The organism is Rhizobium sp. BK176 (genome assembly GCF_024808055.1).
In genome coordinates this window covers 205,024-228,436 of sequence record NZ_JANUBV010000006.1, presented here as the reverse complement: position 1 = coordinate 228,436, position 23,413 = coordinate 205,024, and the positions used below count along the sequence as shown (strand labels likewise).

The 23,413-nt window shown below is 61.5% G+C and carries 22 protein-coding genes; 12 read left to right on the top strand and 10 right to left on the bottom strand.

The genetic code is table 11. The features are described 5' to 3' along the window. Positions 1 to 74 precede the first annotated feature (74 nt). The 4 genes from FHT76_RS20160 to FHT76_RS20145 all read left to right on the top strand — a co-directional run bounded on the left by FHT76_RS20160 (position 75) and on the right by FHT76_RS20145 (position 3,728). Positions 75 to 1,223, top strand: a complete 1,149-nt coding sequence (locus FHT76_RS20160) for a Re/Si-specific NAD(P)(+) transhydrogenase subunit alpha (RefSeq protein WP_183862333.1) — start codon at positions 75 to 77, stop codon at positions 1,221 to 1,223. Further along, positions 1,223 to 1,621, top strand: coding sequence for a proton-translocating transhydrogenase family protein (locus FHT76_RS20155; protein WP_016557041.1), 399 nt, complete (start codon positions 1,223 to 1,225; stop codon positions 1,619 to 1,621). Before FHT76_RS20160 ends, FHT76_RS20155 begins: the two co-directional genes overlap by 1 nt. Positions 1,622 to 1,628: 7 nt before the next feature. Continuing rightward, positions 1,629 to 3,023, top strand: coding sequence for an NAD(P)(+) transhydrogenase (Re/Si-specific) subunit beta (locus tag FHT76_RS20150; RefSeq protein ID WP_259128727.1), 1,395 nt, complete (start codon positions 1,629 to 1,631; stop codon positions 3,021 to 3,023). Between the two features lie 81 nt (positions 3,024 to 3,104). Then, entirely contained in the window at positions 3,105 to 3,728 is a 624-nt protein-coding gene (locus FHT76_RS20145; RefSeq protein ID WP_183862329.1) for a LysE family translocator, read from the top strand. Between the two features lie 51 nt (positions 3,729 to 3,779). Here the strand turns inward: FHT76_RS20145 and FHT76_RS20140 are convergent, their stop codons facing one another. The 5 genes from FHT76_RS20140 to rpsU (FHT76_RS20120) form a co-directional block, all read right to left on the bottom strand. Then, the gene (locus tag FHT76_RS20140) at positions 3,780 to 4,262 is read right to left on the bottom strand and encodes a DUF992 domain-containing protein (protein ID WP_183755842.1); all 483 of its coding nucleotides are present in this window, start codon (positions 4,260 to 4,262) and stop codon (positions 3,780 to 3,782) included. Positions 4,263 to 4,319: 57 nt separating this feature from the next. After that, complete coding sequence (locus FHT76_RS20135) at positions 4,320 to 5,978, bottom strand: sensor histidine kinase (protein ID WP_259128730.1); 1,659 nt, start codon at positions 5,976 to 5,978, stop codon at positions 4,320 to 4,322. Positions 5,979 to 6,200: 222 nt separating this feature from the next. Further along, positions 6,201 to 7,265: an FAD-binding oxidoreductase gene (locus FHT76_RS20130; protein WP_259128738.1), complete on the bottom strand. Its 1,065-nt coding sequence runs from the start codon at positions 7,263 to 7,265 to the stop codon at positions 6,201 to 6,203. Positions 7,266 to 7,289: 24 nt separating this feature from the next. Continuing rightward, entirely contained in the window at positions 7,290 to 8,153 is an 864-nt protein-coding gene (locus FHT76_RS20125; protein ID WP_016557047.1) for a tetratricopeptide repeat protein, read from the bottom strand. 136 nt (positions 8,154 to 8,289) lie between these two features. Continuing rightward, entirely contained in the window at positions 8,290 to 8,502 is a 213-nt protein-coding gene (rpsU, locus tag FHT76_RS20120; RefSeq protein WP_003585885.1) for a 30S ribosomal protein S21, read from the bottom strand. Positions 8,503 to 8,949: 447 nt separating this feature from the next. Between rpsU (FHT76_RS20120) and FHT76_RS20115 the strand changes: the two genes are divergently transcribed. The 3 genes from FHT76_RS20115 (at position 8,950) to FHT76_RS20105 (ending at position 10,109) form a co-directional block, all read left to right on the top strand. Beyond that, entirely contained in the window at positions 8,950 to 9,159 is a 210-nt protein-coding gene (locus FHT76_RS20115; RefSeq protein ID WP_016557048.1) for a cold-shock protein, read from the top strand. Between the two features lie 457 nt (positions 9,160 to 9,616). Then, entirely contained in the window at positions 9,617 to 9,856 is a 240-nt protein-coding gene (gene rpsU / locus FHT76_RS20110; protein WP_007527643.1) for a 30S ribosomal protein S21, read from the top strand. Between the two features lie 34 nt (positions 9,857 to 9,890). Continuing rightward, a complete protein-coding gene (locus FHT76_RS20105; RefSeq protein WP_183862323.1) occupies positions 9,891 to 10,109 on the top strand; it encodes a hypothetical protein in 219 nt (72 codons plus the stop codon). A gap of 92 nt (positions 10,110 to 10,201) precedes the next feature. On the opposite strand, the gene FHT76_RS20100 is transcribed toward FHT76_RS20105, so the two are convergent. Further along, entirely contained in the window at positions 10,202 to 11,638 is a 1,437-nt protein-coding gene (locus FHT76_RS20100) for a DUF1254 domain-containing protein (RefSeq protein ID WP_183862321.1), read from the bottom strand. A gap of 422 nt (positions 11,639 to 12,060) precedes the next feature. On the opposite strand from FHT76_RS20100, the gene FHT76_RS20095 reads away from it, so the two are divergent. From FHT76_RS20095 to FHT76_RS20075, 5 genes are all read left to right on the top strand, one after another. Beyond that, complete coding sequence (locus FHT76_RS20095) at positions 12,061 to 13,314, top strand: sarcosine oxidase subunit beta family protein (protein WP_183862319.1); 1,254 nt, start codon at positions 12,061 to 12,063, stop codon at positions 13,312 to 13,314. A 12-nt stretch (positions 13,315 to 13,326) separates the two neighbouring features. Continuing rightward, positions 13,327 to 13,668, top strand: coding sequence for a sarcosine oxidase subunit delta (locus FHT76_RS20090; RefSeq protein ID WP_183862317.1), 342 nt, complete (start codon positions 13,327 to 13,329; stop codon positions 13,666 to 13,668). Further along, complete coding sequence (locus FHT76_RS20085) at positions 13,665 to 16,658, top strand: sarcosine oxidase subunit alpha (RefSeq protein ID WP_183862315.1); 2,994 nt, start codon at positions 13,665 to 13,667, stop codon at positions 16,656 to 16,658. Before FHT76_RS20090 ends, FHT76_RS20085 begins: the two co-directional genes overlap by 4 nt. After that, on the top strand, positions 16,651 to 17,199 hold the full coding sequence (locus FHT76_RS20080; protein WP_183862314.1) for a sarcosine oxidase subunit gamma: 549 nt from the start codon (positions 16,651 to 16,653) through the stop codon (positions 17,197 to 17,199). Before FHT76_RS20085 ends, FHT76_RS20080 begins: the two co-directional genes overlap by 8 nt. A 151-nt stretch (positions 17,200 to 17,350) precedes the next feature. Next, entirely contained in the window at positions 17,351 to 17,746 is a 396-nt protein-coding gene (locus tag FHT76_RS20075; protein WP_183862312.1) for a VOC family protein, read from the top strand. Positions 17,747 to 17,782: 36 nt separating this feature from the next. Here the strand turns inward: FHT76_RS20075 and FHT76_RS20070 are convergent, their stop codons facing one another. The 4 genes from FHT76_RS20070 to glgA form a co-directional block, all read right to left on the bottom strand. Continuing rightward, the gene (locus FHT76_RS20070) at positions 17,783 to 18,268 is read right to left on the bottom strand and encodes a MaoC family dehydratase (RefSeq protein ID WP_016557057.1); all 486 of its coding nucleotides are present in this window, start codon (positions 18,266 to 18,268) and stop codon (positions 17,783 to 17,785) included. Positions 18,269 to 18,355: 87 nt separating this feature from the next. Next, positions 18,356 to 20,323, bottom strand: coding sequence for a glycogen debranching protein GlgX (gene glgX, locus FHT76_RS20065; protein ID WP_183862310.1), 1,968 nt, complete (start codon positions 20,321 to 20,323; stop codon positions 18,356 to 18,358). Positions 20,324 to 20,330: 7 nt separating this feature from the next. Then, the gene (locus FHT76_RS20060; RefSeq protein ID WP_183862308.1) at positions 20,331 to 21,962 is read right to left on the bottom strand and encodes an alpha-D-glucose phosphate-specific phosphoglucomutase; all 1,632 of its coding nucleotides are present in this window, start codon (positions 21,960 to 21,962) and stop codon (positions 20,331 to 20,333) included. A gap of 6 nt (positions 21,963 to 21,968) precedes the next feature. Further along, a complete protein-coding gene (gene glgA / locus FHT76_RS20055; protein ID WP_183862306.1) occupies positions 21,969 to 23,411 on the bottom strand; it encodes a glycogen synthase GlgA in 1,443 nt (480 codons plus the stop codon). Positions 23,412 to 23,413 lie beyond the last annotated feature (2 nt).

Here is a 23,413-nt window from a genome sequence, read left to right as displayed (position 1 = left end):
CAAAGCTTTGACTGAATGCTCGGGCTGGGCAGGCGAAGCCTGCGGCAGACTGGCTGACCCGGAGGAGGGGGCGGTTGGGCAATATTGTTTTTGTGGCGAAGGAAACCACGGGGGACGAGACGCGCGTTGCTGCGTCCGTCGAAACCGTAAAGAAGATGATTGGTCTTGGCCTTGACGTCGTGGTCGAGGCGGGAGCCGGGGCCAAGTCGAAAATACCGGATGCGGAGTTCGAGGCCGTCGGCGCACGGATGGGTTCGGTCGGTGCGACAGCAACCGCCGATGTGGTGCTGAAGGTTCGTCGTCCGACCGACGACGAGATCGGCGGCTACAAGAGCGGCGCGATTGTGATCGCGGTCATGGACCCCTATGGCAATGACGAGGCGATCGCAGCCATGGCCAAGGCCGGGCTCTCCAGCTTCGCCATGGAGCTGATGCCGCGCATTACCCGCGCGCAATCGATGGACGTTCTTTCCTCACAGGCAAACCTCGCAGGTTATCAGGCGGTCATCGAAGCGGCGGCGGTCTACGACCGCGCCATGCCGATGATGATGACGGCGGCCGGCACCGTTCCGGCGGCCAAGGTCTTCGTCATGGGCGCCGGCGTTGCCGGCCTGCAGGCGATTGCCACGGCGCGTCGTCTAGGTGCTGCGGTATCGGCGACCGACGTTCGTCCGGCGGCGAAGGAGCAGGTTGCCTCGCTCGGTGCGAAGTTCATCGCCGTCGAGGACGAGGAGTTCAAGGCGGCCGAAACCGCGGGCGGCTACGCCAAGGAAATGTCCAAGGAATACCAGGCGAAGCAGGCGGCCCTTGTCGCCGATCATATCGCCAAGCAGGACATCGTCATCACCACTGCCCTGATCCCGGGGCGTCCGGCACCGAAGCTGGTCTCGCGTGACATGCTGAAATCGATGAAGCCGGGCGCGGTTGCCGTCGATCTCGCCGTCGAACGCGGCGGCAACATCGAAGGCGTTAAGCCGGGCAAGGTCGCCGACGTCGATGGCGTGCGCGTCATCGGTTACGCAAACCTGGCCGGTCGGATCGCGGCCAGCGCTTCGGCTCTCTACGCCAAGAACCTCGTCACCTTCCTCGAGACCATGGTCAACAAGGAAACGAAGGCGGTCGCCCTCAATCTCGAGGACGAACTGATCAAGGCGACGATGCTGACGCATGCCGGCAGTGTCGTGCACCCGGCATTCGGCGGCGCGAAAAAGGGGGATAACTGATGGCCAGTGAGGCAATGGACAAGGCGCTGGAGCAATTGAACCAGGCCGTGAATGCCGTGACGTCGGCTGCTGCCCACGCACCGGAGGCCGCAAGTGCCGCCACAGGCGGCGCGATCGACCCCTTCGTGTTCCAGTTCGCGATCTTCGTGCTGGCGATCTTCGTCGGCTATTACGTCGTCTGGTCGGTGACGCCGGCGCTGCACACGCCGCTGATGGCGGTCACCAACGCGATCTCCTCGGTCATCGTTGTCGGTGCGCTCCTGGCGGTCGGCATTTCGACGAGCGGGCTTGCAACCGGCTTCGGCTTCGTCGCGCTCGTTCTCGTTTCGGTGAACATCTTCGGCGGCTTCCTTGTCACCCAGCGCATGCTGGCGATGTACAAGAAGAAGGACAAGTGAGGACCGCATGAGCAGTATCGCAGCCTTCCTTTATCTTGTTTCCGGCGTTCTCTTCATCCTGGCATTGCGCGGGCTTTCCCATCCGGCCAGCAGCCGCAAGGGCAATCTCTACGGCATGGCCGGCATGGCGATCGCCATCCTCACCACGTTGACGCTGGCGACACCATCCTTCGGCGGTTTCGTGCTGATCGTCCTTGGTCTCGCCATCGGCGGCGGTGCCGGCGCCTATATCGCCCGGGTCATTCCGATGACCTCGATGCCGCAGCTGGTTGCCGGGTTCCACTCGCTGGTCGGTCTTGCCGCCGTGCTTGTCGCGGCCTCGGCGCTCTATACGCCATCATCCTTCGGCATCGGCAACATCGGCGAAATCCACACCGAGGCGCGGATCGAGATGGCGCTTGGCGTCGCTATCGGTGCGCTGACGTTCACCGGCTCGATCATCGCCTTCCTGAAGCTCGATGGGCGCATGTCCGGCAAGCCGATCATGCTGCCCTTCCGGCACGTCATCAACATCGCGCTGTTGGCACTGATCGTGCTCTTCATCGTCGGTCTCGCCGCAACGGAAAGCCATTTCGATTTCTGGGCGGTCGTCGTTCTGTCGCTGGCGCTCGGCGTTCTGCTGATCGTACCGATCGGCGGCGCCGACATGCCGGTCGTCGTGTCGATGCTGAACTCCTATTCCGGTTGGGCAGCAGCCGGCATCGGTTTCACGCTCGGCAACCTGGCACTGATCATAACCGGCGCGCTGGTCGGCTCGTCGGGTGCGATCCTGTCCTACATCATGTGCAAGGGCATGAACCGCTCGTTCATTTCGGTCATTCTCGGCGGCTTCGGCGGCGAAACCGTCTCGGGTGGCACGGATAATTCCGACAAGACCGTCAAGCTCGGTTCGGCGGAGGACGCCGCCTATCTGATGGCGAACGCCTCCAAGGTCATCATCGTGCCGGGCTACGGCATGGCGGTGGCGCAGGCGCAGCATGCGCTTCGTGAAATGGCCGACAATCTGAAGAAGAACGGCGTCGAGGTGAAGTACGCGATCCACCCGGTCGCCGGCCGCATGCCCGGCCACATGAACGTGCTGCTGGCCGAAGCCAACGTGCCTTATGACGAGGTCTTCGAGCTGGAAGACATCAACTCGGAATTCGCGCAGGCGGACGTCGCCTATGTCATCGGCGCCAATGACGTGACCAATCCGGCGGCGCGCGACGACAAGACCTCGCCGATCTACGGCATGCCGATCCTCGATGTCGACAAGGCCAAGACCTGCCTATTCGTCAAGCGCTCGCTCGGCTCCGGTTACGCCGGTATCGACAACACGCTGTTTTACAAAGATGGCACGATGATGCTGCTCGGCGATGCCAAGAAGGTGACCGAGGAAGTCAACAAGGCGATCGGCCACTGAGCCGTCGCCAGCCGGCTTGATCTCGGTTAAAATATAAGGGCGCAGGCTTGGCCTGCGCCCTTTGTTTTGCACGGTGATGCCATGTCCCTCGAAACGCTGCTTCTCTACGTTCCCGCCTGTTTTGCGCTGAATATGGCGTTTGGTCCAAACAACCTCCTCTCGGTGACGATCGGCGCACGGGCGGGAATGGGCATGGCGATTGCGGCCTCCGCCGGCCGCATCGTCGCCTTCGCCATCATGATTGCGATCACAGCCTTCGGTCTCGGCGCCCTCTTGATGGCATCAGGAGTGGCCTTCTCGATCGTGAAGTGGCTGGGTGTCGCTTATCTGCTCTGGATTGGTTTCAAGCTGTTCCGCGCGAAGGTGGATGTGTCGGAACTGGCGGCTGCCCAACACCCTTCAACGTTCAGGGCCTATCTGCGGCAGGAATTTCTCGTCGCGTCGAGCAATCCCAAAGCGATCCTGATTTTTACGGCGTTTCTGCCGCAGTTCGTCGAACCCAGTGCCTACTGGCAGAGTTTCTTCATGCTTGGGGCAATCTTCCTGGTTCTGGAGGTCGTGGCGATCGCCATCTACGCATTTGTCGGTTCGCGACTGCGCGGTGTCATGCGCAATGCCTGGGCCGTTCGCTTGGTCAATCGGATCAGCGGTTCCATGATGATGCTGTTCGGCGGCGCTCTGGCGCTGACGCACCGCTCCGCCTGACACGCAAAGAGAGAGGTCGGTCGACCTCTCTCCTTTCGGCGCCACCTGAAATCAGGTGGCAGCCGGCGCCAGCGTCAGTTTCTCCACGCCGAGCGCGAGGTTCAGACCCTCCTGGGCCTGCACGTTCAACGGCTGCAGCATGAAGGATTGGTTGGTGCCGCCGGCAATGACCTTGGCACCAGCACCGGCGCCGAAACTCGCATCGGCGCCTACGCCGTAATACTCACCGGCCAGCGCGAAATCGGGAATATTGGTTCCGGTCTTGGCGAGCACCTGCCAGATCATGACGGTTTTGCCCGTCTGGCCGACATCCAGCCCGAATTTCTGGATCGTACCGGCATAGACGACCTTCGGTCCGCCCTCTGCCGGTGTGTAGGTGCAGAGGAGGTTTTTCTGAGACGTGACGATCATTCCCTGGCCACCCTGCGATCCGCAGACGAGCTGGCCAAGCGTCATATAGTTAGCAGCACTTGCCGGGTTGGCGATGGCGGCTACTGCGGCCGCCGCCGCGGCAATCATCGTTTCCCTGAACATGGTCTTCTCCTTTCGAGTAGCCTGTCGGAAACGAGCGTTTGCGAGGTTTGTTCCGCGCTAGGCGCGCTCGAAGGAGCGGCGCGGTGCCGTCAACGTCCAGTAGAAGCCCTCGGGCCGGAACTCGATCTCGACGGTACCGGAAAAGGCTGCAGCGGCGTGGTTCTTGATGATCGTCGTACCGAAACCCGAGCCCTCAGGCGTGCGGGTGTGCGGGCCGTCTCGTTCTTCCCACGTAAAGATAATGAGGGGCTCCTTGCGCGTTTCATCCTGGGCATCCCGCCAGCTCAGCCGAACACGGCCATGGGGGACAGAGAGAGCCCCGTACTTTACCGAATTGGTCGCCAGTTCATGCAACACGAGGCCGAGGTTCTGCACGACGTCCGGCTTCAGGGTGAAGTCCTTGCCCGAAATCTCGGCCTGCTCGCTCGCCTGCGGAAAGCTCTTGAAGTGAATGTCGATCACCCGGCGCAGCGATGCGCCCGCCCATTGCTCGCTGGTCAGAAGATCGATCGAGCGGGACAGGCCTTCGAGGCGATCAGCAACAGCCGCCTGGTATGCCTCGACGCTGTCGGCGCGCTTGGCGACCTGCCGCATCATCGCCTGAACCAGGGTCAGGAGGTTCTTGGTGCGGTGCACGAGTTCGTTCATCACGAAGTGCAGCCGATCCTCGGTCTGACTCCGGTCAAAAGAGGCATTGGAGAGCGCGATCGCGACCTGGTTGGCCTCGATGACGCTGGTTTCGATCGGCGCCACGATGTGGCCTTCGCCCATGCGATTGGCCATGTCGGCGATCGATCGTATCGTCGTGCGGACCTGGCGCGCCACCACATAGGCGGCCAGAATGGCGACCAACATCAGCGCCAGGCCGCCGATAACCAGAAAGCGCCACGTTGTCAGTATCGACGCCTGCGCCGTGGCGACTGGTCCCCATATCACCGCCTTCCAGGACCAGCCCGGGATCTGCGCGTAGCCGAGCATTGCCCTCGGCAGGACCTGCTTGTTCTCGTAGACGCCGCTGGAATTGATCAGTGACGGAAGGATGCTTGGATTGAAGGGTTGGCCGAAGCCGATACTGGTGGCGCCGGCGGAGGCAACAACGTGGCCGCTCTGGTCGATCACAGCGGCAGACCAATCGTTCGGTAGGCCCTCGGTGGTCACAAGTTTTGCCAGGTCCCTGGCATTCTGCGTGATGATCAACGCCCGGACCCTGCCAGCCTGCATCGGCATCGTGACGTTGTAGACGAATTCGCCGCTCGTTCGCCCCATGAACACGTCGGACGCTTCGATTCGCCCCGATTTGATAGCTGCTTCGATGGAGGGGAGATTGCCAGCCTTGCCGAGCGCCTCGCCATAGTCTCTGCGCGTGTTCAAGAGCTGCTGCCCGTTCTCGTCGACGGCGAGGACGTAGAGGTTATCAGCCCGCAGAGACGTTTCGGTTCGCGCATGGAACGACGCAAAGTCATTGCTCTCCAATTCCGGAGAGTTGGAAAGCAATCTTAAAGTTGTAGCCATGTCCTGAAGCTGGCGATCAATGGAGCGGGCAAGCGCGGTGGCATCCTGGGCTGTCTCACGCTTCAAAATCGACCGTTGGTTGTCTTCCAACTGTGCCAGCAGAAGAGCAACGAGGGCGAAAATTGGCAACGCCGTCGCAACGGCCATCGCGATCAGGTAGGTCCCGATCGATGCTTTGGGAAAGAAGCGGAAGCGGCCCTTCATGAGCCTACGCTTCGCTGAAGCACGCGGCCGGAAACATCGGTGTGCGCACCGCTTACAGGCATGAAAGCAAAAAACTGGACCACCGCAATTGCCTTCAACGCGCCCCCGGGTCTTCCTGATAGCCTGCTATCGAAGTCGCTGCATGTTAGGGACAGGTGCTGCTGCTTGCAACATACTAAAACATGTCGTCCGGCAATTCGCAAATCTTTGTTCGACTGCCTCTCAGCCAAATCTTTTGAGACGGAACGACCCGAGGGATGGATCCGCTTGGCCAGAAAGAATCTCGTTAGACGCGAGTACGCCGACGAGCGGCGCCAGTGTCACGCCCGAGTGCATTACGGCAAGATAGAGGCCGTCCGGCCCGCAATTGCCGATAATGGGGAAGCCGTCCTTGGGTGTTGGACGGTAGCCGACGGTGAAGAAGTCCATGCTCAGCCGTTCGCTCCCTTTCAGGCGTTCCTTGAGCCTCGCAAAGACCGTAGCGGCAGTCGCGTACTGGTCGGCGCCGGGATCGGTGCCGCCAAAATCGGAGCCGGCGATGATACGGCCGTCGGCAGTCTGACGCATGTGCAGGTCGGGCGCCATGACCAAGCCGATCAACCGTGTTTCGAATGGACGTGAGTGAACGATCAGCCCGGGTGGCGCTTCCAAGGGCAGTGTAACGCCGACGGAGGCGGCAAGCGGTACGCTGCCGGCACCCGCCGCCAGCACGACGTGGTCGGCGTCGATCATGCCTGCTGAGGAGACCACGCCCACAATCCGCTCACCGCTGCGCACAAGACCGTCGACCGCGGCGCTGACAAACCTGGCGCCCCTGGCCTCCGCATCGGCGATGAGCAACCGAGCGGCCGCAACGGGCTCGACCGCGCCTTCTTCCGCGACCGAAAGCGCGAGATCGGGAACCTGTGTCAGGTAGGGCTCGCGTGCTGCAACTGCCGCGCCGTCCAACCGCTCGATGCCGTAACCCCACGATGAGTGTTCGACGGCAAAGGCCTCGAGTTGATCGCCCGGCAGATCCCAGCTGATGCCGCCGCACCAGGATAACGGCAGTCCAGGCAGGTCACGGGCCAAGCGCTTCCACTCGGCCATCGCGCGGCGGCGAAAATGAAAATAGAACTCCGGGTTTCCCCAGCTTGCATTGATCCAGGCAAAGGAATTGGGTGTGGCGACACCGCCAATGTCTTCCGCCACCATGGTAACGGCCGCGCCGCTACGCGTCAGGTGCCAGGCAATGGAGGCCCCGACAATGCCGGATCCGACGACGACCACATGCTGTTTCGCTGCCATCGTCGTCTCCGTGCTTTTTATGTCTTAACCGGTCGTCGCAGCGCCCACGCGGGCAAGACCGTCCTTGGCCGGCTGGTACTTCGGATCGAGGCCGATCGCGTGGCGGTAGGAGCGAGCCGCCTTGTCCTTCTCGCCGCGGCGCTCGTAGACCAGCGCCTGGTTGGCCCAGGATTCGGCAATGTTGCCGTTGAGTTCGATCGCATGGTTGAAGTCGGCAAACGCGTTGTCGTCGTCGTTCAGGGCGATGTAGGAAATGCCGCGACCGTTATAGGGCTCCGGCGCGTTCGGCGAGAGCGAGATCGCCTTCGAGAAGTCGTCGATCGCCTTGTCCTGCTGATTGCGCTTCTGATAGATCAGGCCACGATTGTGATAGGCGCGGCCGTCGGTCGTGCCGTTCTGAATCGCCTTGTTGAAATCGTTGAAGGCGGCATCGTCCTGACCGGCGGAGCGGTAGACATTGCCGCGGCCGATTAGGGCGACGTCGTAGTTCGGGTTGATCTGCAGCGCGGAATTGTAATCCTGGATCGCCTGCTGCTGCTGGCCCATGTTGCGGTAGACCAAGGCGCGGTTGGCGTAGGCCTGGTAGAAGCGCGGGTTCAGCTGCAGCGCCGTATTGAAGTCGTTCAGTGCGGCGCGGAAATCGCCGCCACGGCCGTAGGCCGAACCGCGGACGTTGTAGCCTTCCGGATCTTTAGGATTGGCGTTGATGACAGAGGTCAGCGAGGCGATGTTTTCCTGCGAACCCTGTGCCTTGTCGATGCGGATCACGGCATCGGTGGTGTTGCTTGTCGTGCAGCCAGCAAGGCCTAGCGCGGTGACGATTGCGAAAACCGGCAGAACAGCGATTTTCGGCGAACGCAGAGAGCGGGTCTTGGTGATGTCAGCCATGCGGGCTCGTTTTCCCCCAGTGCAGCCGGTCCGTTTCAAGGGACGGGCAAGCTTCAGCAGCAAATAAAAAAGCGGTGGCGAACAGATCGCCCCCGCCAACATGCATCTGAAAACGTCGAAATAACGACAGCTACGCTTAGCGTGCGACGAGACCTTCGCGCTGTGCCCGCTTGCGAGCCAGCTTGCGAACACGACGAACGGCTTCGGCCTTTTCGCGAGCGCGCTTCTGCGACGGCTTTTCGTAGTAGTCGCGCATCTTCATTTCGCGGAAAATACCTTCGCGCTGCATCTTTTTCTTGAGAGCGCGGAGAGCCTGGTCGACATTGTTATCGCGGACAAGTACCTGCACGAGAATCACGTTCCTTTGGTTTGGTTGATGCCGGCGACGGCAAGACGCCAGAGGCAAAAAAATATACGGTTCGCGCGGCCGGAGCCTTGCGATTGAGGATGCGGATAGCAGAATGGCGGGGGGAAGTCCATATGGTCTCACAAGTCTTGCCGCAAAAAACCGCCCGCGGCGCCGCAAAACCAGTTTTTTTTGAGTGTGGAAGACGGCGACATCAGCATGGCTGGGGCGTCGCCAATGGGGGCTGCACCGCGGCCTTGTGCACGTGTCGGGATCAAAAGCCCGGTTCCTTGCCTTGTTTATTCCGTAGTTTGCCTTATATGTAAGCCATCGACTGTTGGTTGTGACCTTTGTCAAAGAGCGCGAAGCTCCGTCAGATTTCCTCTCAAAATCGATCTTAGCCTTGTGAATAAACGCATGGGCAGTAACGACTATTGAAAGGAGATCGTTATGAATTCAGGTACCGTTAAGTGGTTCAACAGCACCAAGGGTTTCGGCTTCATTCAGCCGGACGATGGGAGCACGGACGTTTTCGTTCATATCTCCGCGGTTGAACGTGCTGGTCTAGGAAACCTGTCCGACGGCCAAAAGATCACCTATGATCTCGTTCGCGACAAGAAGTCCGGCAAGAATTCTGCCGACAACCTGCGCTCAGCTTAATTCTCATTCGGCCTGGCTGACCACGGATGTACTGGCAGCCGAGAGCCTGATGGCGAAGGTCGGGATCAAACCCGGCCTTTTATGCTTTTGATGATCAAGACAGTTCGGTGAAAACCAAATGGCACCTATGCCAAGATATGCTATCGGCGACAGCATCGTTCTAAAGGGCGGTTTCGTCCGTACCGAACAGGCGAGCAGGACCTGCAGGATCGCGGCGATTCTTCCGTCTGACGGCAGTCGCGCACAATATCGTGTTCGCTTTGAAGGCGAAAACTTTGATCGGCGGATCCTTGAGAGCGATATCGACATGAGTCAGTCGGCATCCCCTACGCCGAGAGACGACGCCATTGCGGATATCCAGGGCGGATCCTGGCTGAAAACGTCAAGCCTCAGGGTGAGGAAGTAGTCTCCACTCTGACCAATCGGCAAATGAGTTTGCCGCACGAAAGGAAAGAATTTGCAGGTTCTCGTTCGAGACAACAATGTCGACCAGGCGCTCCGTGTCCTGAAGAAGAAAATGCAGCGCGAAGGTCTCTTCCGCGAGTTCAAGGCGCGCAGCGCTTACGAAAAGCCCTCCGAGAAGCGTGTTCGTGAGAAGGCCGAAGCCGTTCGCCGTCAGCGCAAGCTGGCGCGCAAGAAGCTTCAGCGTGAAGGTCTTCTTCCGGCTCCGAAGAAGGCAGTGCGCCCGGCCCGCTGACCTGCCGTCTGGCAGGTCTAGACAGAGGAAGCAGATGACTTCAAAAGACGAACTCTTCAATCCGGCCAAGCTCTCTCCGCGCGACAAGGCAGCTGCCACCGATACGACCGCGAAAGCGATCATCACGGCCGAAGCTGCGGCGCGCGAAAAGAAAACGGAGCGACTGAAGGCCTTGCGCCTGCAGCAGGAGGCCGAAGCGCCGCCGGCGGCCGCCCCGGCCAAGAAGCGTCGAACTGTGTCAAAGTCGGCTTAATCCCCAGACAGCCTCGCGCCTTTGGGCGCGAGGGCTCTCATTGGTCGAGCCGAGCTGGGCTCGGAGCGCGAGATGCCGTAGGTGCGGATGCACTACTGTGCGGTAACCTGTTGGAGCGCAGGCACCATTTCTATCGGGGGCGGATTCCATTTCCCGGTGAGCGCTTCGCTTGCCGGTCCGTAAAGGCGCATGGTCAGGTTGAATGACCCGGCGGGTGCTGGTAGCCAGTTCGCTTCCTTGTCCTCGCCTGGGCTCTTGTTCTGGAAATAGAGATCAAGCGACCCGTCGGCGTTGTAGACGAACGGCATCCAGCTGCTGACGGCAAACCGGTTCAGATCGTTGGCGACCTGAAAACCCTCCGGATCATAAAGTGTGACGGACCAGAACGCCTTGACCGGCGGCAGGTTCGACTTGTCGAAGTGAAGCTTGTAGCTGTTCGTTCCGTTTAGCGGGTTTCCCTTCTCGTCGCCGAGGTTGAGGGGATAGATCGCGTCCTCCGGCAGGTTGGCGCCGAGACCAAGCTGCGCGACAATCGCCCGCTTCAGATAATAATTGCCGTAGACGCCCATCGTGTCGGTGTTCATCGACCAGTTGTTGGCCACGCGCGCAAGCGACGGGACTTTCCATTCCATCAGCTTTTGTGCTGCGGCCGGTACATCCTTCAAAGCGGCGGCGATGTCGGGTGCGATCTTGGTTTTATCGAAGCTCTTTCCCGGTTCGATCCCGATTCGCTTCATCTGGCTGATGATCGGCTGATCGGTGATGTGCGGCGGATTGACCTTCAGCACCTCCGCTGCATAGGCGAAGAAATCCACTGCCGTCATCCCGTCCACTGTCTTCTTTGGCGGGGTTTTCATGTCGATGTCAGGATTGATCGTGACCTTCACCGGCTCAACCGTCTTGCCCCACTGCGACAGCGGCGTGACTGTGTAGCCAGCCTGGATCTTGTGAACGGCGTCGTAATCGGGTGGCCCATCCGTTTTCGTGCGTCCGATGACCCAGACATACGGCGTCGGCGCATCGATCCGTTGTGTTCCGGCGGGCAGCTCTTTGCCTGTCCAGCCAGGCGGGACAACGGCGAAATCGGCCTTCGCCGTTCCTGTTGTGCGCCAACCCGGCGAGGCAAATACATCAGACCACATATCCAGCATGGGCAGCAGATAGAAGCGGCCGTTCGTATCAGGAGCCGAGACGATCATCGGCTCCTTTGTCATATCGAGCCAGGCAATCGAGTAGAGAGTATCGAAATTGGGTCGAACGACGTCCCTGAAGTCGGCAGTCGGAAATTGCGGGACGTTGGTGAACATGTTGGCCGGGCCTCGGCCCATTGTCTTGCCGGCCTCGACGTTGGTTGCCTGCGCGCGGGTGATATCCATGGTGACCAGCGGGTAGAGGTAGAGATAGGCGTCGACGCCGATCGACGCCGCTTCCTCCTTCGTCAGGGCGTCCTCGGCGGCGACGACAGGGCCGCTCAGGCAAGCCCCTGATAAAAGCAGGCTAACGGTAAGGGTGATGAAATGCGATTGCATGGCTAATCCTCCCTGAGACCAGACAGCGGGCATCGTGCCGTGTCGGCCGGTTACATTTATGCCAGATTGGACAGCAACCCATACGACGCCGGCGTCTGGCCTATGAATGTTGTCATTGCTGCCGACTCGAAACCCTCAACGCGCAAAAGGAGCGCTTGGCAGCGGGTGAACTATGCGCCCAAAAATTGTAAGTGCAAACAGTCTAAAATAACAGGAGTGGCGGGCGAGAGGCCACTGCCGGCACTTGCAGCATTCCTGTTCGGCTTGCTTCGACGCGCTGAGATCGCGCGACCTCATTCATTCTTCGCGTCGTGTCAAAACAAAAGCCGGTCCGCGTCGCAAAAGAAACGTTGTGCCGCTTTTGGATTTGCGATTTGTATGCCGACGAGAAGGGACCATTTTCCCGAAGGAGATGAAGGCGGATGCGCAGATACTCGGTTTTTGCCGTGGCAAGGGAGGCCCTCAGAGGCCACAAGGGCTGGGAGAAGCAGTGGACCTCGCCGGAGCCGCGCGCTGAATACGACGTCATCATCATCGGTGGCGGCGGGCATGGTCTGGGTGCGGCCTACTATCTCGCCAAGGAGCACGGCATCACCAATGTCGCGGTGCTCGAAAAGGGCTGGCTCGGCGGCGGCAATACCGGCCGCAACACGACCATTATCCGCTCGAACTATCTCTATGAAGAGAGCATGCACATCTACGAGCATTCGATGAAGCTCTGGGAGAACCTCTCGCAGGATCTCAACTACAATGTCATGTACTCGCCGCGCGGCGTGATGATGCTGTCGCACAATGTGCACGACCAGCAGTCCTTCAAGCGCCATATCCATGCCAACCGCCTCTACGGCATCGACAATGAATGGCTGACGCCGGAACAGGCCAAGGCCTATTGTCCGCCGCTCGATATCTCCGCCAGCGCCCGCTATCCGATCAACGGTGCAGCACTCCAGCGTCGCGGCGGCACGGCGCGTCACGACGCGGTGGCCTGGGGCTATGCGCGTGCTGCGTCCGATCGCGGCGTCCACATCATCCAGAACTGCGAAGTGACCGGTATCCGCCGCGGCCCCGATGGGCGGGTTACCGGTGTCGAGACCAATCGCGGCTTCATCGGCGCCAAGAAGGTTGGTGTCTCGGCCGCCGGCCACACGACGACGGTCATGAAGATGGCCGATGTGCGCGTGCCGCTGCAATCGAGCCCGCTGCAGGCGCTGGTCTCCGAACCGCTGAAGCCGATCTTCCCCTGCGTGGTCATGTCCAACACGGTGCATGCCTATATCTCGCAGTCCGACAAGGGCGAGCTCGTCATCGGCGCCGGCACCGACCAGTACAATTCCTACAGCCAGACCGGCGGCCTGCAGATCATCACGCATACGCTCGATGCCATCTGCGAGCTCTTCCCGATGTTCCGCCGCGTCAAGATGATGCGCCAGTGGGGCGGTATCGTCGACAACACGCCGGATCGTTCGGCCATCCAGTCGAAGACGCCGGTTCCGGGGCTCTACGTCAACTGCGGCTGGGGCACCGGCGGCTTCAAGGCGACGCCGGGCTCGGCCAATCTCTTCGCGCACCTCATTGCCCGCGACGAGGCGCACAAGTTCAATGCCGGCCTGACGCTGGACCGCTTCCGCACCGGCCGTCTGATCGACGAAGCCGCCGCCGCCGCCGTCGCGCACTGACACGAGGACACCATGCTTCTTATCTATTGCCCATACTGTCAGGAAGAGCGCTCCGAGCTCGAATTCCGCGGCGCCGGCGATGCGCATATCGCCCGCCCCACCAATATCGCGGACATCTCCGACGAGGCGTTCGAGGAATATTTCTTCCTGCGCGACAACCCGAAGGGGCTGATCTTCGAACGCTGGCGCCACCTCAACGGTTGCGGCCGCTTCTTCAACGCGGCGCGCGACACGATCAGCGACAAGTTCATCATGACCTACAAGGCAGGCGAGCCGAAGCCCACGATCGGCGAGGCCGCCGTTCCGCATGCTCCCGTCGAGACCTACGAACAACTCGAAGGAGAGGCACAATGAGCGGCACGAACCGTATCGCAGGCAAGGGTCGCCTGACGCCGGCCAGAACCGCGCGCTTCACCTTCGACGGCAAGAGCTACACGGCGCTCGAGGGCGATACCGTCGCCTCGGCGCTGATCGCCAACAACATCCATCTCGTCGGCCGCTCGTTCAAGTATCACCGCCCGCGCGGCATTCTCTCGGCCGGTGCGGAAGAGCCGAACGCGCTGATCGACGTGGCGCGCGACAGCGCCCGCAAGCAGCCGAACGTGCGCGCCACGGTGCAGGAAGTGTTCGACGGCATGATCGTCGAATCGCAAAACCGTTTCCCGTCGCTTTCCTTCGATATCGGCGGCATCAACAACCTGATGTCCCCCTTCTTCGCGGCCGGCTTCTACTACAAGACCTTCATGTGGCCGAAGGCGGCATGGAAGCATGTCTACGAGCCGATGATCCGCCGTGCGGCCGGTCTCGGCGTCGCGCCCAAGGAAGCCGATCCGGACCACTATGCCAGCCGCTATGCGCATTGTGACGTGCTTGTCGTCGGTGCCGGCGTTGCCGGTCTTTCGGCAGCGCTCGCGGCAGCGCAATCGGGGGCCAGGGTCATCCTCTGCGACGAGCAGGCCGATGTCGGCGGCGCGCTGCGTTTTGACAGCGGCGTCAAGATCGACGGCCTCGATGGTTATGAATGGGCACAGAAGACGGTTGCCAGCCTGAAGGCGATGAGCAACGTGCAGGTTTTGACCCGCACCACCGCTTTCGGCTATTACAATCATAACTTCATCGGTCTCGCCGAGCGCGTGACCGACCATGTCGCAAACCCGAGCCGCCATCTGCCGCGCGAGCGCCTGTGGCAGCTGCGCGCCAAGCGCGTCATCCTCGCCAATGGCGCCATCGAGCGCCACATGGTTTTCCCGAACAACGACCGTCCGGGCATCATGCTGGCATCGGCCGCGCGCATGTACCTCAACCAGTACGGCGTTGCCGTCGGCCAGAAGGTCGGCGTCTATACGGCGCACGACTCGGCCTACGAGGCGGCCTTCGACCTGAAGCGATCAGGTGTCGAGATCGCGGCGATCGTCGATTGCAGGCAGACGCCGGGCGCGGCGGTCCTGGCGGAGGCACGTTCGCTCGGCATCGATGTTCTCGCTGGCCAGTCGGTCGTCAACACCTCAGGCAAGCTGCGCATCTCGTCGATGACCGTTGCCCGCAACGGCGGCGGCTCGCCACGCAAGATCGCGGTCGATGCCTTGCTGGTTTCCGCCGGCTGGACGCCTTCCGTCCACCTGTTCTCGCAGTCGCGCGGCAAGGTCGCTTTCGAGCCGGAAACGCAGCGCTTCCTGCCCGGCACCTATGCGCAGGATTGCCTCTCCGTCGGCGCCTGCAACGGCACCGACGACCTGCAGCAGACGATCGAGGAATCGCTGGCCGCGGGCGAACTGATGGCACAGGCGGCGGGCAAGAAGGCGGGCGGCAAGATCAGCATCTCGTCCGAGCAGGCGCATCAGTGGACGGGTGGCATGATCGGTGCGGCGGAAGGGGCAGGTCCCGAGACCAGCGCCAAGGCCTTCATCGATTTCCAGCACGACGTCTGCGCCAAGGATATCCGCCTTGCCGTGCGCGAAGGCATGCACTCGATCGAGCACATCAAGCGCTTCACCACGAACGGCATGGCGTCCGACCAGGGCAAGCTCTCCAACATGCACGGCCTGGCGATCGCAGCCGAGATGCTGGGCAAGGAGATCCCGCAGGTCGGTCTTACCACCTTCCGCGCGCCGTATACGCCTGTGACCTACGGTACGCTGATCGCGCATTCGCGGGGCGATCTGTTCGACCCGACGCGCAAGACGCCGCTGCACCAGTGGGAAGAAGCCCAGGGCGCCGTGTTCGAGGATGTCGGCAACTGGAAGCGCGCGTGGTTTTATCCGCGTGCCGGCGAAACCATGCACCAGGCGGTCGCGCGCGAATGCAAGACGGCGCGCGATGTGGCTGGCGTGTTCGATGCCTCAACGCTCGGCAAGATCGAGGTCGTCGGGCCTGACGCCGCCGAGTTCATGAACCTGATGTACACCAACGCCTGGGACACGCTGAAGCCCGGCAAGTGCCGCTACGGCATCATGACTCGCGATGATGGCTTCGTTTACGACGACGGCGTCGTCGGGCGTCTGGCGGACGATCGCTTCCACGTGACGACGACGACGGGCGGCGCGCCGCGTGTGCTCAATCACATGGAAGACTATCTGCAGACCGAATTCCCGCATCTGAAGGTGTGGCTGACCTCGGTGACCGAGCAGTGGGCCGTTATCGCCGTGCAGGGTCCGAAGGCGCGCGAGATCATCGCGCCGCTGGTCGAGGGCGTCGATATCTCCAACGAGGCCTTCCCGCATATGAGCGTTGCCGAGTGCACGGTCATGGGCGTTCCGGCACGTCTCTTCCGCGTGTCGTTTACCGGCGAAACCGGCTTCGAAATCAACGTTCCAGCCGATTACGGCCAGTCGGTGCTCGAAGCCGTCTGGGCCAATGCCGAGCCGCTCGGCGCCTGCGTCTACGGCACCGAGACCATGCACGTGCTGCGCGCCGAGAAGGGCTATATCATCGTCGGCCAGGACACGGATGGTACCGTGACGCCTGATGATGCCGGCCTCAACTGGGCGGTATCGAAGAAGAAGACCGACTTCGTCGGCATTCGTGGCCTGAAGCGCCCGGATCTGGTCAAGGAAGGCCGCAAGCAGCTGGTCGGCCTCATCACCAAGGATCCGAAGATCGTGCTCGAGGAGGGCGCGCAGATCGTTGCCAACCCGAACGAGCCGAAGCCGATGACGATGCTGGGGCACGTCACATCGTCCTACTGGTCGGAAAACCTCGGAAAGTCGATCGCGTTTGCGCTGGTCGCCGGTGGTCGCAAGCGGATGGGCGAGACGCTCTACGTGCCGATGCCCGACAAGACGATTGCCGTCGAGGTGACGGATATGGTGTTCTTTGACAAGGAAGGAGGCCGCATCAATGGCTGATACGGCAGTTCGCAAGTCGGTGCTTTCCGGCCGTCACGGTGGTTCGGCCACGGTACGGTTGACGGCAGCGCCAGCGGCAACCCGCGTGGCGCTTCGCGCACCAGCGGAGTCGCTCAAGGCTCTTTCCTCCGCGCTCGGTGTCACGGTCCCGCCGTCCCCGAAAACGTCAGGCCGCAAGGGTGGCCGTGCGGCCCTCTGGCTCGGGCCGGACGAATGGCTTGTCATCGACGAGGCCGGTGCAGACCTGATGGCGCCGCTCGCCAAGTCGGCCGTGCTGCATTCGGCAACCGACGTTTCGCACCGCAACGTCGCGATCATCGTCTCCGGTCCCGGGGCGGAAGCGACAATTTCGGCGGGCTGCCCGCAGGATCTGTCGCTCGAGGCCTTCCCCGTGGGCGCCTGCTCGCGCACGCTGTTCGGAAAGGCCGAGATCGTGCTTTTCCGCACCGAGGACGATACTTTCCGCGTCGAGTGCTGGCGTTCGTTCGCGGATTTCGTTTTTGGCCTGCTGGCTGAGGGCGCTGAAGACGCCGGGCACTGAAGTGCAACCAGGATGCAATTGCTGATCGGGGGAATGCCCTTGTGCCGCCCCCCGATCAGCTTCACGTTGCAGGATTGCCGACATTTGTGCCATCATCCGCTGGGCGCGGTCCCGATCGGAGCGCCATCGCAACGAATGCGGGGTGTCTTCGATGATGCTGCATCACGTTTCCATTGTCGTCACGGACATCGACCGTTCGGTCGCCTTCTATCGCGATGTGTTCGGCCTCGAACAAATTGAGCGGCCAGCGTTCAGTACCGTTGGAGCGTGGTTCGCCTGCGGCGCGCTGCAGGTTCACCTCATCGTCCATCCGACTGGCACCTTCCGGCGCGCAGCCACGATAGACACGGCCGACGGACATTTCGCGTTCCGCACCGATGATTTCGACGGCTGCATCCGCGGACTGATCGCCAAGGGTTTTCGCGAGGATGCGCCCGAGGGCGATCCCTGGCGGCTGCGTCTGAGACGTGACGGGCCGGCAGGTTTTCCGCAAGCCTATCTGCTCGATCCCGATTGCAACATCGTTGAGATCAACGGTGCGCCATAGCCGCGAACCGCGCATGGTCGCTCGTTAAGGTCGACGCTAGGCGTCCTCAGGCCGGTCCTTTGGGTCGAACTGGATGATGGTGATCCAGCGTGCGGTCAACGCCGGCTTCTTCTCGTTCTCGATCTCGATCGAGACCTCGTAGGTCGTCATCAACATGCCGGCGCCGCGGAAGCGGGCTTCGGCAAGGACGAAGTGGCCGCGGATGCGCGCGCCTGATTTCACGGGCGACAGGAAGCGGACGTTCTCGAAGCCGTAGTTGATGCCCATCGTCTGTTCGCGGACCTTGGGCAACCCGTTGTAGTTCATGGCCGAGAGCAGGGAGAGCGTGAGGAAGCCATGGGCGATTGTGCCGCCGAACGGGCTCGCGGCGGCGCGCTCCGGATCGACGTGGATATACTGATGGTCGTTGGTCGCATGCGCGAACGCATCGATCATCGTCTGATCGACGACGATCCAGTCCGAGAGGCCGGTTTCAGTGCCCACCAGCCCACGGACGTCCGCGAGCGAAATTTCCTTGACCATTGATTCCTCATGAGAAAGCGGCTGCGCAAGCCTTACAATGGGATTGTGACGATTGCGACAAGGAATTGCAGGGTTGAACTCGGCTGATCAACTTTCGAGATAGAAAGCCACCGAACGGCGCGGCACGATGGCCGATGCCACCGACTTCTTGGCGGCATCGGGGGCCAGATGCCGCCAAGAGCCGGAGCCAGAGAGCGTAAAGACTTCCTCGCCGCCCGAGCGATTGAAGAGCACCGCCAAGCGCGTGGCCTTGCCGCCTTGCTCGTCTCGGGTTGCAAGTAGCATGCCGAGCGTCGAAAAATTCGGGGTTTCCCACTCTTGGACGGTCATCGGCTGGCCTGAAGGCGATATCCATTCGACATCGCCGTTGCCGTTGAGGAAGGCTGCTTGAGAGAAGGCGGAGAAGCGCTTGCGCAGGCCGGAGATGAAGGCGGTGTGGGCAACGAGTTCGTCGTCGAGCGCTGCCCAATCCATCCAGGTGATTTCATTGTCCTGGCAGTAGGCATTGTTGTTGCCGCGCTGAGTGCGGCCGGCTTCGTCGCCCGCCGTCAGCATGATGCTGCCGCGGCTGGTAAAGAGCGTCGACAGCAGCGCCTTCAGGTCGTCGCGTCGCCGGCGGATGATATCGGGATAGCGAGTTTCGCCCTCGATGCCGTTATTCCAGGAGTGGTTTTCATTATGGCCGTCGCGGTTTTCCTCGCCGTTCGCCTCGTTGTGCTTGCCGCTGTAGGAGACGAGATCGTTGAGCGTGAAGCCGTCATGGGCCGCGAGGAAATTGACACTGCGCGTCGCCTGTCCGCCGTTGCGGCCGAAGATGTCAGAGGATCCTGCAAGCGCAGTCGCCAATGGGCCGGTCTTCCAGTCGTCGCCGCGCCAGTAACACCTGATATCGTCGCGGACACGGTCGTTCCACTCGAGGAATGGCACCGGGAAATTGCCGAGCTGATAGCCACCGGGGCCGATGTCCCAAGGCTCGGCGATCATCACGCGATCTTTTAGAACCTCGTCGGCGAGCATCGCCGTCAGCGTTTCCCCAGTGCCCTCAAAGCCGCTTGCGGTGCGGCCTAGGACGGGGGCAAGGTCGAAGCGGAAACCATCTATCCCGGCGCCGAGCACGAAATTCCGCAGGCTGTCGATGATCAACTGCCTGATATAGGGGTGATCGCAGGCGACGGTGTTGCCGGTGCCGGTATCGTTGACCAGATCGCCGGGGCGCTGTGGCAAATGGCGATAGAAGGAGAGATTGTCGAGGCCACGCAGCGACAGCGTCGTGCCGAAGCGATCGCTCTCGCCGGTATGATTGAAGACGAGGTCAAGAATGACGGCAATGCCTTCTCCGTGGAGTTTCGCAACGGTGTCGCGAAGTTCCGCCATGCCGCCCGGCACGAGCCGCGGATCGAGCGCCATGAAGGCGACGGGGTTGTAGCCCCAGCTGTTTCTCAGGCCGAGCGGCGGTAAATGGCGCTCATCGATCCAGGCGGTGATCGGCATGAGCTCGACGGCATCGACGCCGATCCGCTTCAGGTGGGCGATCACCGAGGGATGCGCCAAGGCGGCGACCGTGCCGCGCTGGGCTTCGGGTACATCCGGATGCAGCTTGGTAAAGGAGCGAACAGCGACCTCGTAGACGAAGCCACCCGGCTCGAAGAGCGGCTTTGTTTGCTTCACCGGCACATCGCGGGTGACAATAGCCTTCGGCACCAGATGCTGCGTGTCGGCGCCGAAGCTACCGAGCAGCGGATCGTGGCTAAACGGGCGATCGAGTTCCTTGGCATAGGGATCGACGAGAAGCTTCGATGGATCGAACCAGAGGCCGCTATCGGGGGCGTAGACACCGTCGGCACGATAGCCGTAGCGCGCGCCTTCCTTCAATCCGTCGACGAAGAGGCGATGCACGTGGTCATCGCCTCGCTCCATCGGCAAGCGGGCCAGTTCCTTGTCGTCGTCGCCGAACAGGCACAGTTCGATCTGTCCTGAATTATGCGACCACACGGCGAAATCGACGCCGGTCTCGAAGAGGGTTGCTCCGCCTTGCCGGGTCTTGTTCGCCGCCATGTTCCGGTCAGGTAATCACGGAGGGAGCGTCGCGGCCAGTGCGGCTGCGGATATCCGCGATGGTCTCCGCGGCAGCGATAATGTCGGCTAGCGCATGCTGCGTCTCGATGTTGTGACGGGTGGAATCCGCCTCGTATCGCTCGAGATAAACGCGCAGAGTGGCGCCAGATGTTCCGGTTCCGGAAAGGCGGAAGACGACACGCGAGCCGCCCTCGAACAGGATGCGAATGCCCTGATGCTCGCTGACCGACTTGTCGACCGGGTCGTGATAGGCAAAGTCGTCCGCCTTCTCGACCTTCAGCGGACCGAAGCTCTGGCCGGGCAGCGAAGCGAGCTGGCTGCGCAGATTTGCCACCAGGCCATTTGCTGCCTCGGTGTCCACGCCCTCGTAATCGTGACGCGAATAGTAGTTTCGGCCGTAGGTCTGCCAGTGCTGCGTGACGATCTCTTGCACGCTTTCACCACGCACCGCGAGAATATTCAGCCACAGCAGAACCGCCCAAAGGCCGTCCTTCTCGCGCACGTGGTTGGAGCCGGTGCCGGCGCTTTCCTCGCCGCAGATCGTCGCCATGCCGGCGTCGAGCAGGTTGCCGAAGAACTTCCAGCCGGTCGGGGTCTCGTACATGCCGATGCCGCGGCGCTCGGCCACGCGGTCGGCAGCGCCTGATGTCGGCATGGAGCGGGCGATGCCGGCGAGGCCGCCCGAATAACCGGGCGCGAGATTGGCGTTGGCGGCGAGAATCGCAAGGCTATCGGAGGGCGTGACGAAGATGCCGCGGCCGATGATGAGATTGCGGTCTCCGTCACCATCGGACGCCGCGCCGAAATCGGGCGCGTCGTCGCCCATCATCTCGTCGTAGAGTTCCTTGGCATGAACCGGATTCGGATCCGGATGGTGGCCGCCGAAATCGGGCAGCGGCATGAAATTGCGGACCGAGCCGGACGGCGCGCCGAGGCGATTTTCGAAGATCTCCTTGGCGTAGGGGCCGGTGACGGCGCTCATCGCGTCGAAGGCGATGCGGAAACCAAGGCTGATGAGGTTGCGGATCGCGGGGAAGTCAAACAGCTCTTCCATGAGTGCCGTGTAATCTTCCACCGAATCGAGCACGGAGAGAATCATGCCGCCCGGCAGTTCGTCCTTGCCGATGCGGTCGAGATTGACGTCTGCGAAATCGGCGATCTTGTAGGTGTCGATCACCTTCGTTCGCGCATAGATCGCGTCGGTGATCTTCTCCGGTGCCGGGCCGCCATTGCTGATGTTGTATTTGATGCCAAAGTCTTCGGTCGGGCCGCCGGGGTTATGGCTGGCCGACAGGATGATGCCGCCAAAAGCCTTGTATTTGCGGATGATGTGCGAGGCTGCCGGGGTGGACAGGATACCGCCCTTGCCGACGATCACCTTGCCGAAGCCATTGGCGGCGGCCATCTTGATCGCCTTCTGGATGACTTCGCGATTGTAGTAGCGTCCGTCGCCACCGATGACGAGGCACTTGCCCTGAAACCCTTCCAGCGAATCGAAGATCGACTGGATGAAGTTCTCGGCATAGTTCGGCTGTTGGAATACCGGAACCTTCTTTCGGAGGCCGGACGTGCCCGGCTTTTGATCCTGGTAGGGCGTAGTGGATACGGATTTTATCATTTTCTCTCACTTGCCTTTGGGGGCGAGGCTTGAATAGAGGGCAGCGTAGCGCTCGGCGCTCTTTTCCCACGAGACATCCGATTTCATGCCCTGCTTTTGCAATTGGGTCCAGACTTTTTGATCGGCGTAGAGATGTAACGCACGGCGAATGGCCTGCAACAGGCCCGATGCCGTCACAGGCGAGAATTGTATCCCGGTTGCCACTTTCGCTGCAAGAGCAGCATGATTGGCGTCGATGACGGTGTCGTTCAAGCCACCGGTGCGAGCGACGATCGGCACGCAGCCGTAGCGCAGGCCGTAAAGCTGTGTCAGGCCGCAGGGTTCGAAACGCGAAGGGATGATGATGGCGTCGCAGCCGGCCTGCATGAGGTGCGACATCGGCTCGTTGTAACCGATGGAGACGCCGATTCGACCCGGATGGCGGGCCGCGGCGGCAAGCAGCGAACCTTCGATTGCTGCATCTCCGGAACCAAGTATCGCAAGCTTTCCGCCCATGTCGACAATCTCATCCGCGGTAGCGGCGATGACGTCCATGCCCTTCTGCCAGGTGAGGCGGCTGATGATGCAGAAAATCGGTGCGTTGTCGTTGTGAAGCCCGAAGAACTCGGCAATCGAGGTACGGTTTTCGACGCGGCTCTTCAGCGTCGTGCCATTGTAGTGGGTGTGGACAACGGGATCGGTCGACGGGTTCCAGACGTCGGTATCGATGCCGTTGACGATGCCATGCAAGGAATCAATTCGGCTTGCGATGACGCCCTGGAGGCCCATGCCGAACTCCGGGGTCAGGATCTCGCCGGCGTAGGAGGGACTAACGGTCGTGATGGCGTGGGCGGTTTGCAGGCCGCCCTTCAGGAAGCCGAGATTGCCGTAATATTCGATGCTTTCGGTTGCGAAGGCGTGCGGCGGCAGGCGTAGACCCGGAAAGATATCCGCGCCGAACTGTCCCTGGAACGCGATATTGTGGATCGTCAGAACACTCGGCAACTCCGGCGTCGGGTTGTAGCGCATGTAAACCGAGGTCATCGCCGACTGCCAATCGTGCGTGTGCACGAGATCGGGTCGCCAGCCCGGCATCAAACCCGCGGCAATCTCGGCACCGGCCAGCGACAACGCTGCGAAACGACGCCAGTTGTCGGGATAGTCCCGACCGGTCGCATCGAGATAGGGGCCTCCCGTGCGGTCGTAATAAGCGGGCGCATTGAGCACGAGGATATCGATCCCCTCATGCTCCGCTTCGAGGACTGTCGCGGGCTCGCCGAGCAGATCATCGAACTGAAGCCGGACAACCGGATTGCGGATCGCCTTCATCACAGCCGGATAGCCGGGCATGAGGGTCTTGGTTTCGACGCCGAAACGCTTGAGCGCGATCGGCAGGGCGCCCGCCACGTCGGCGAGGCCCCCTGTCTTGATGAGCGGGAAGACTTCGGACGAAACCGAAAGAACTTTCATGT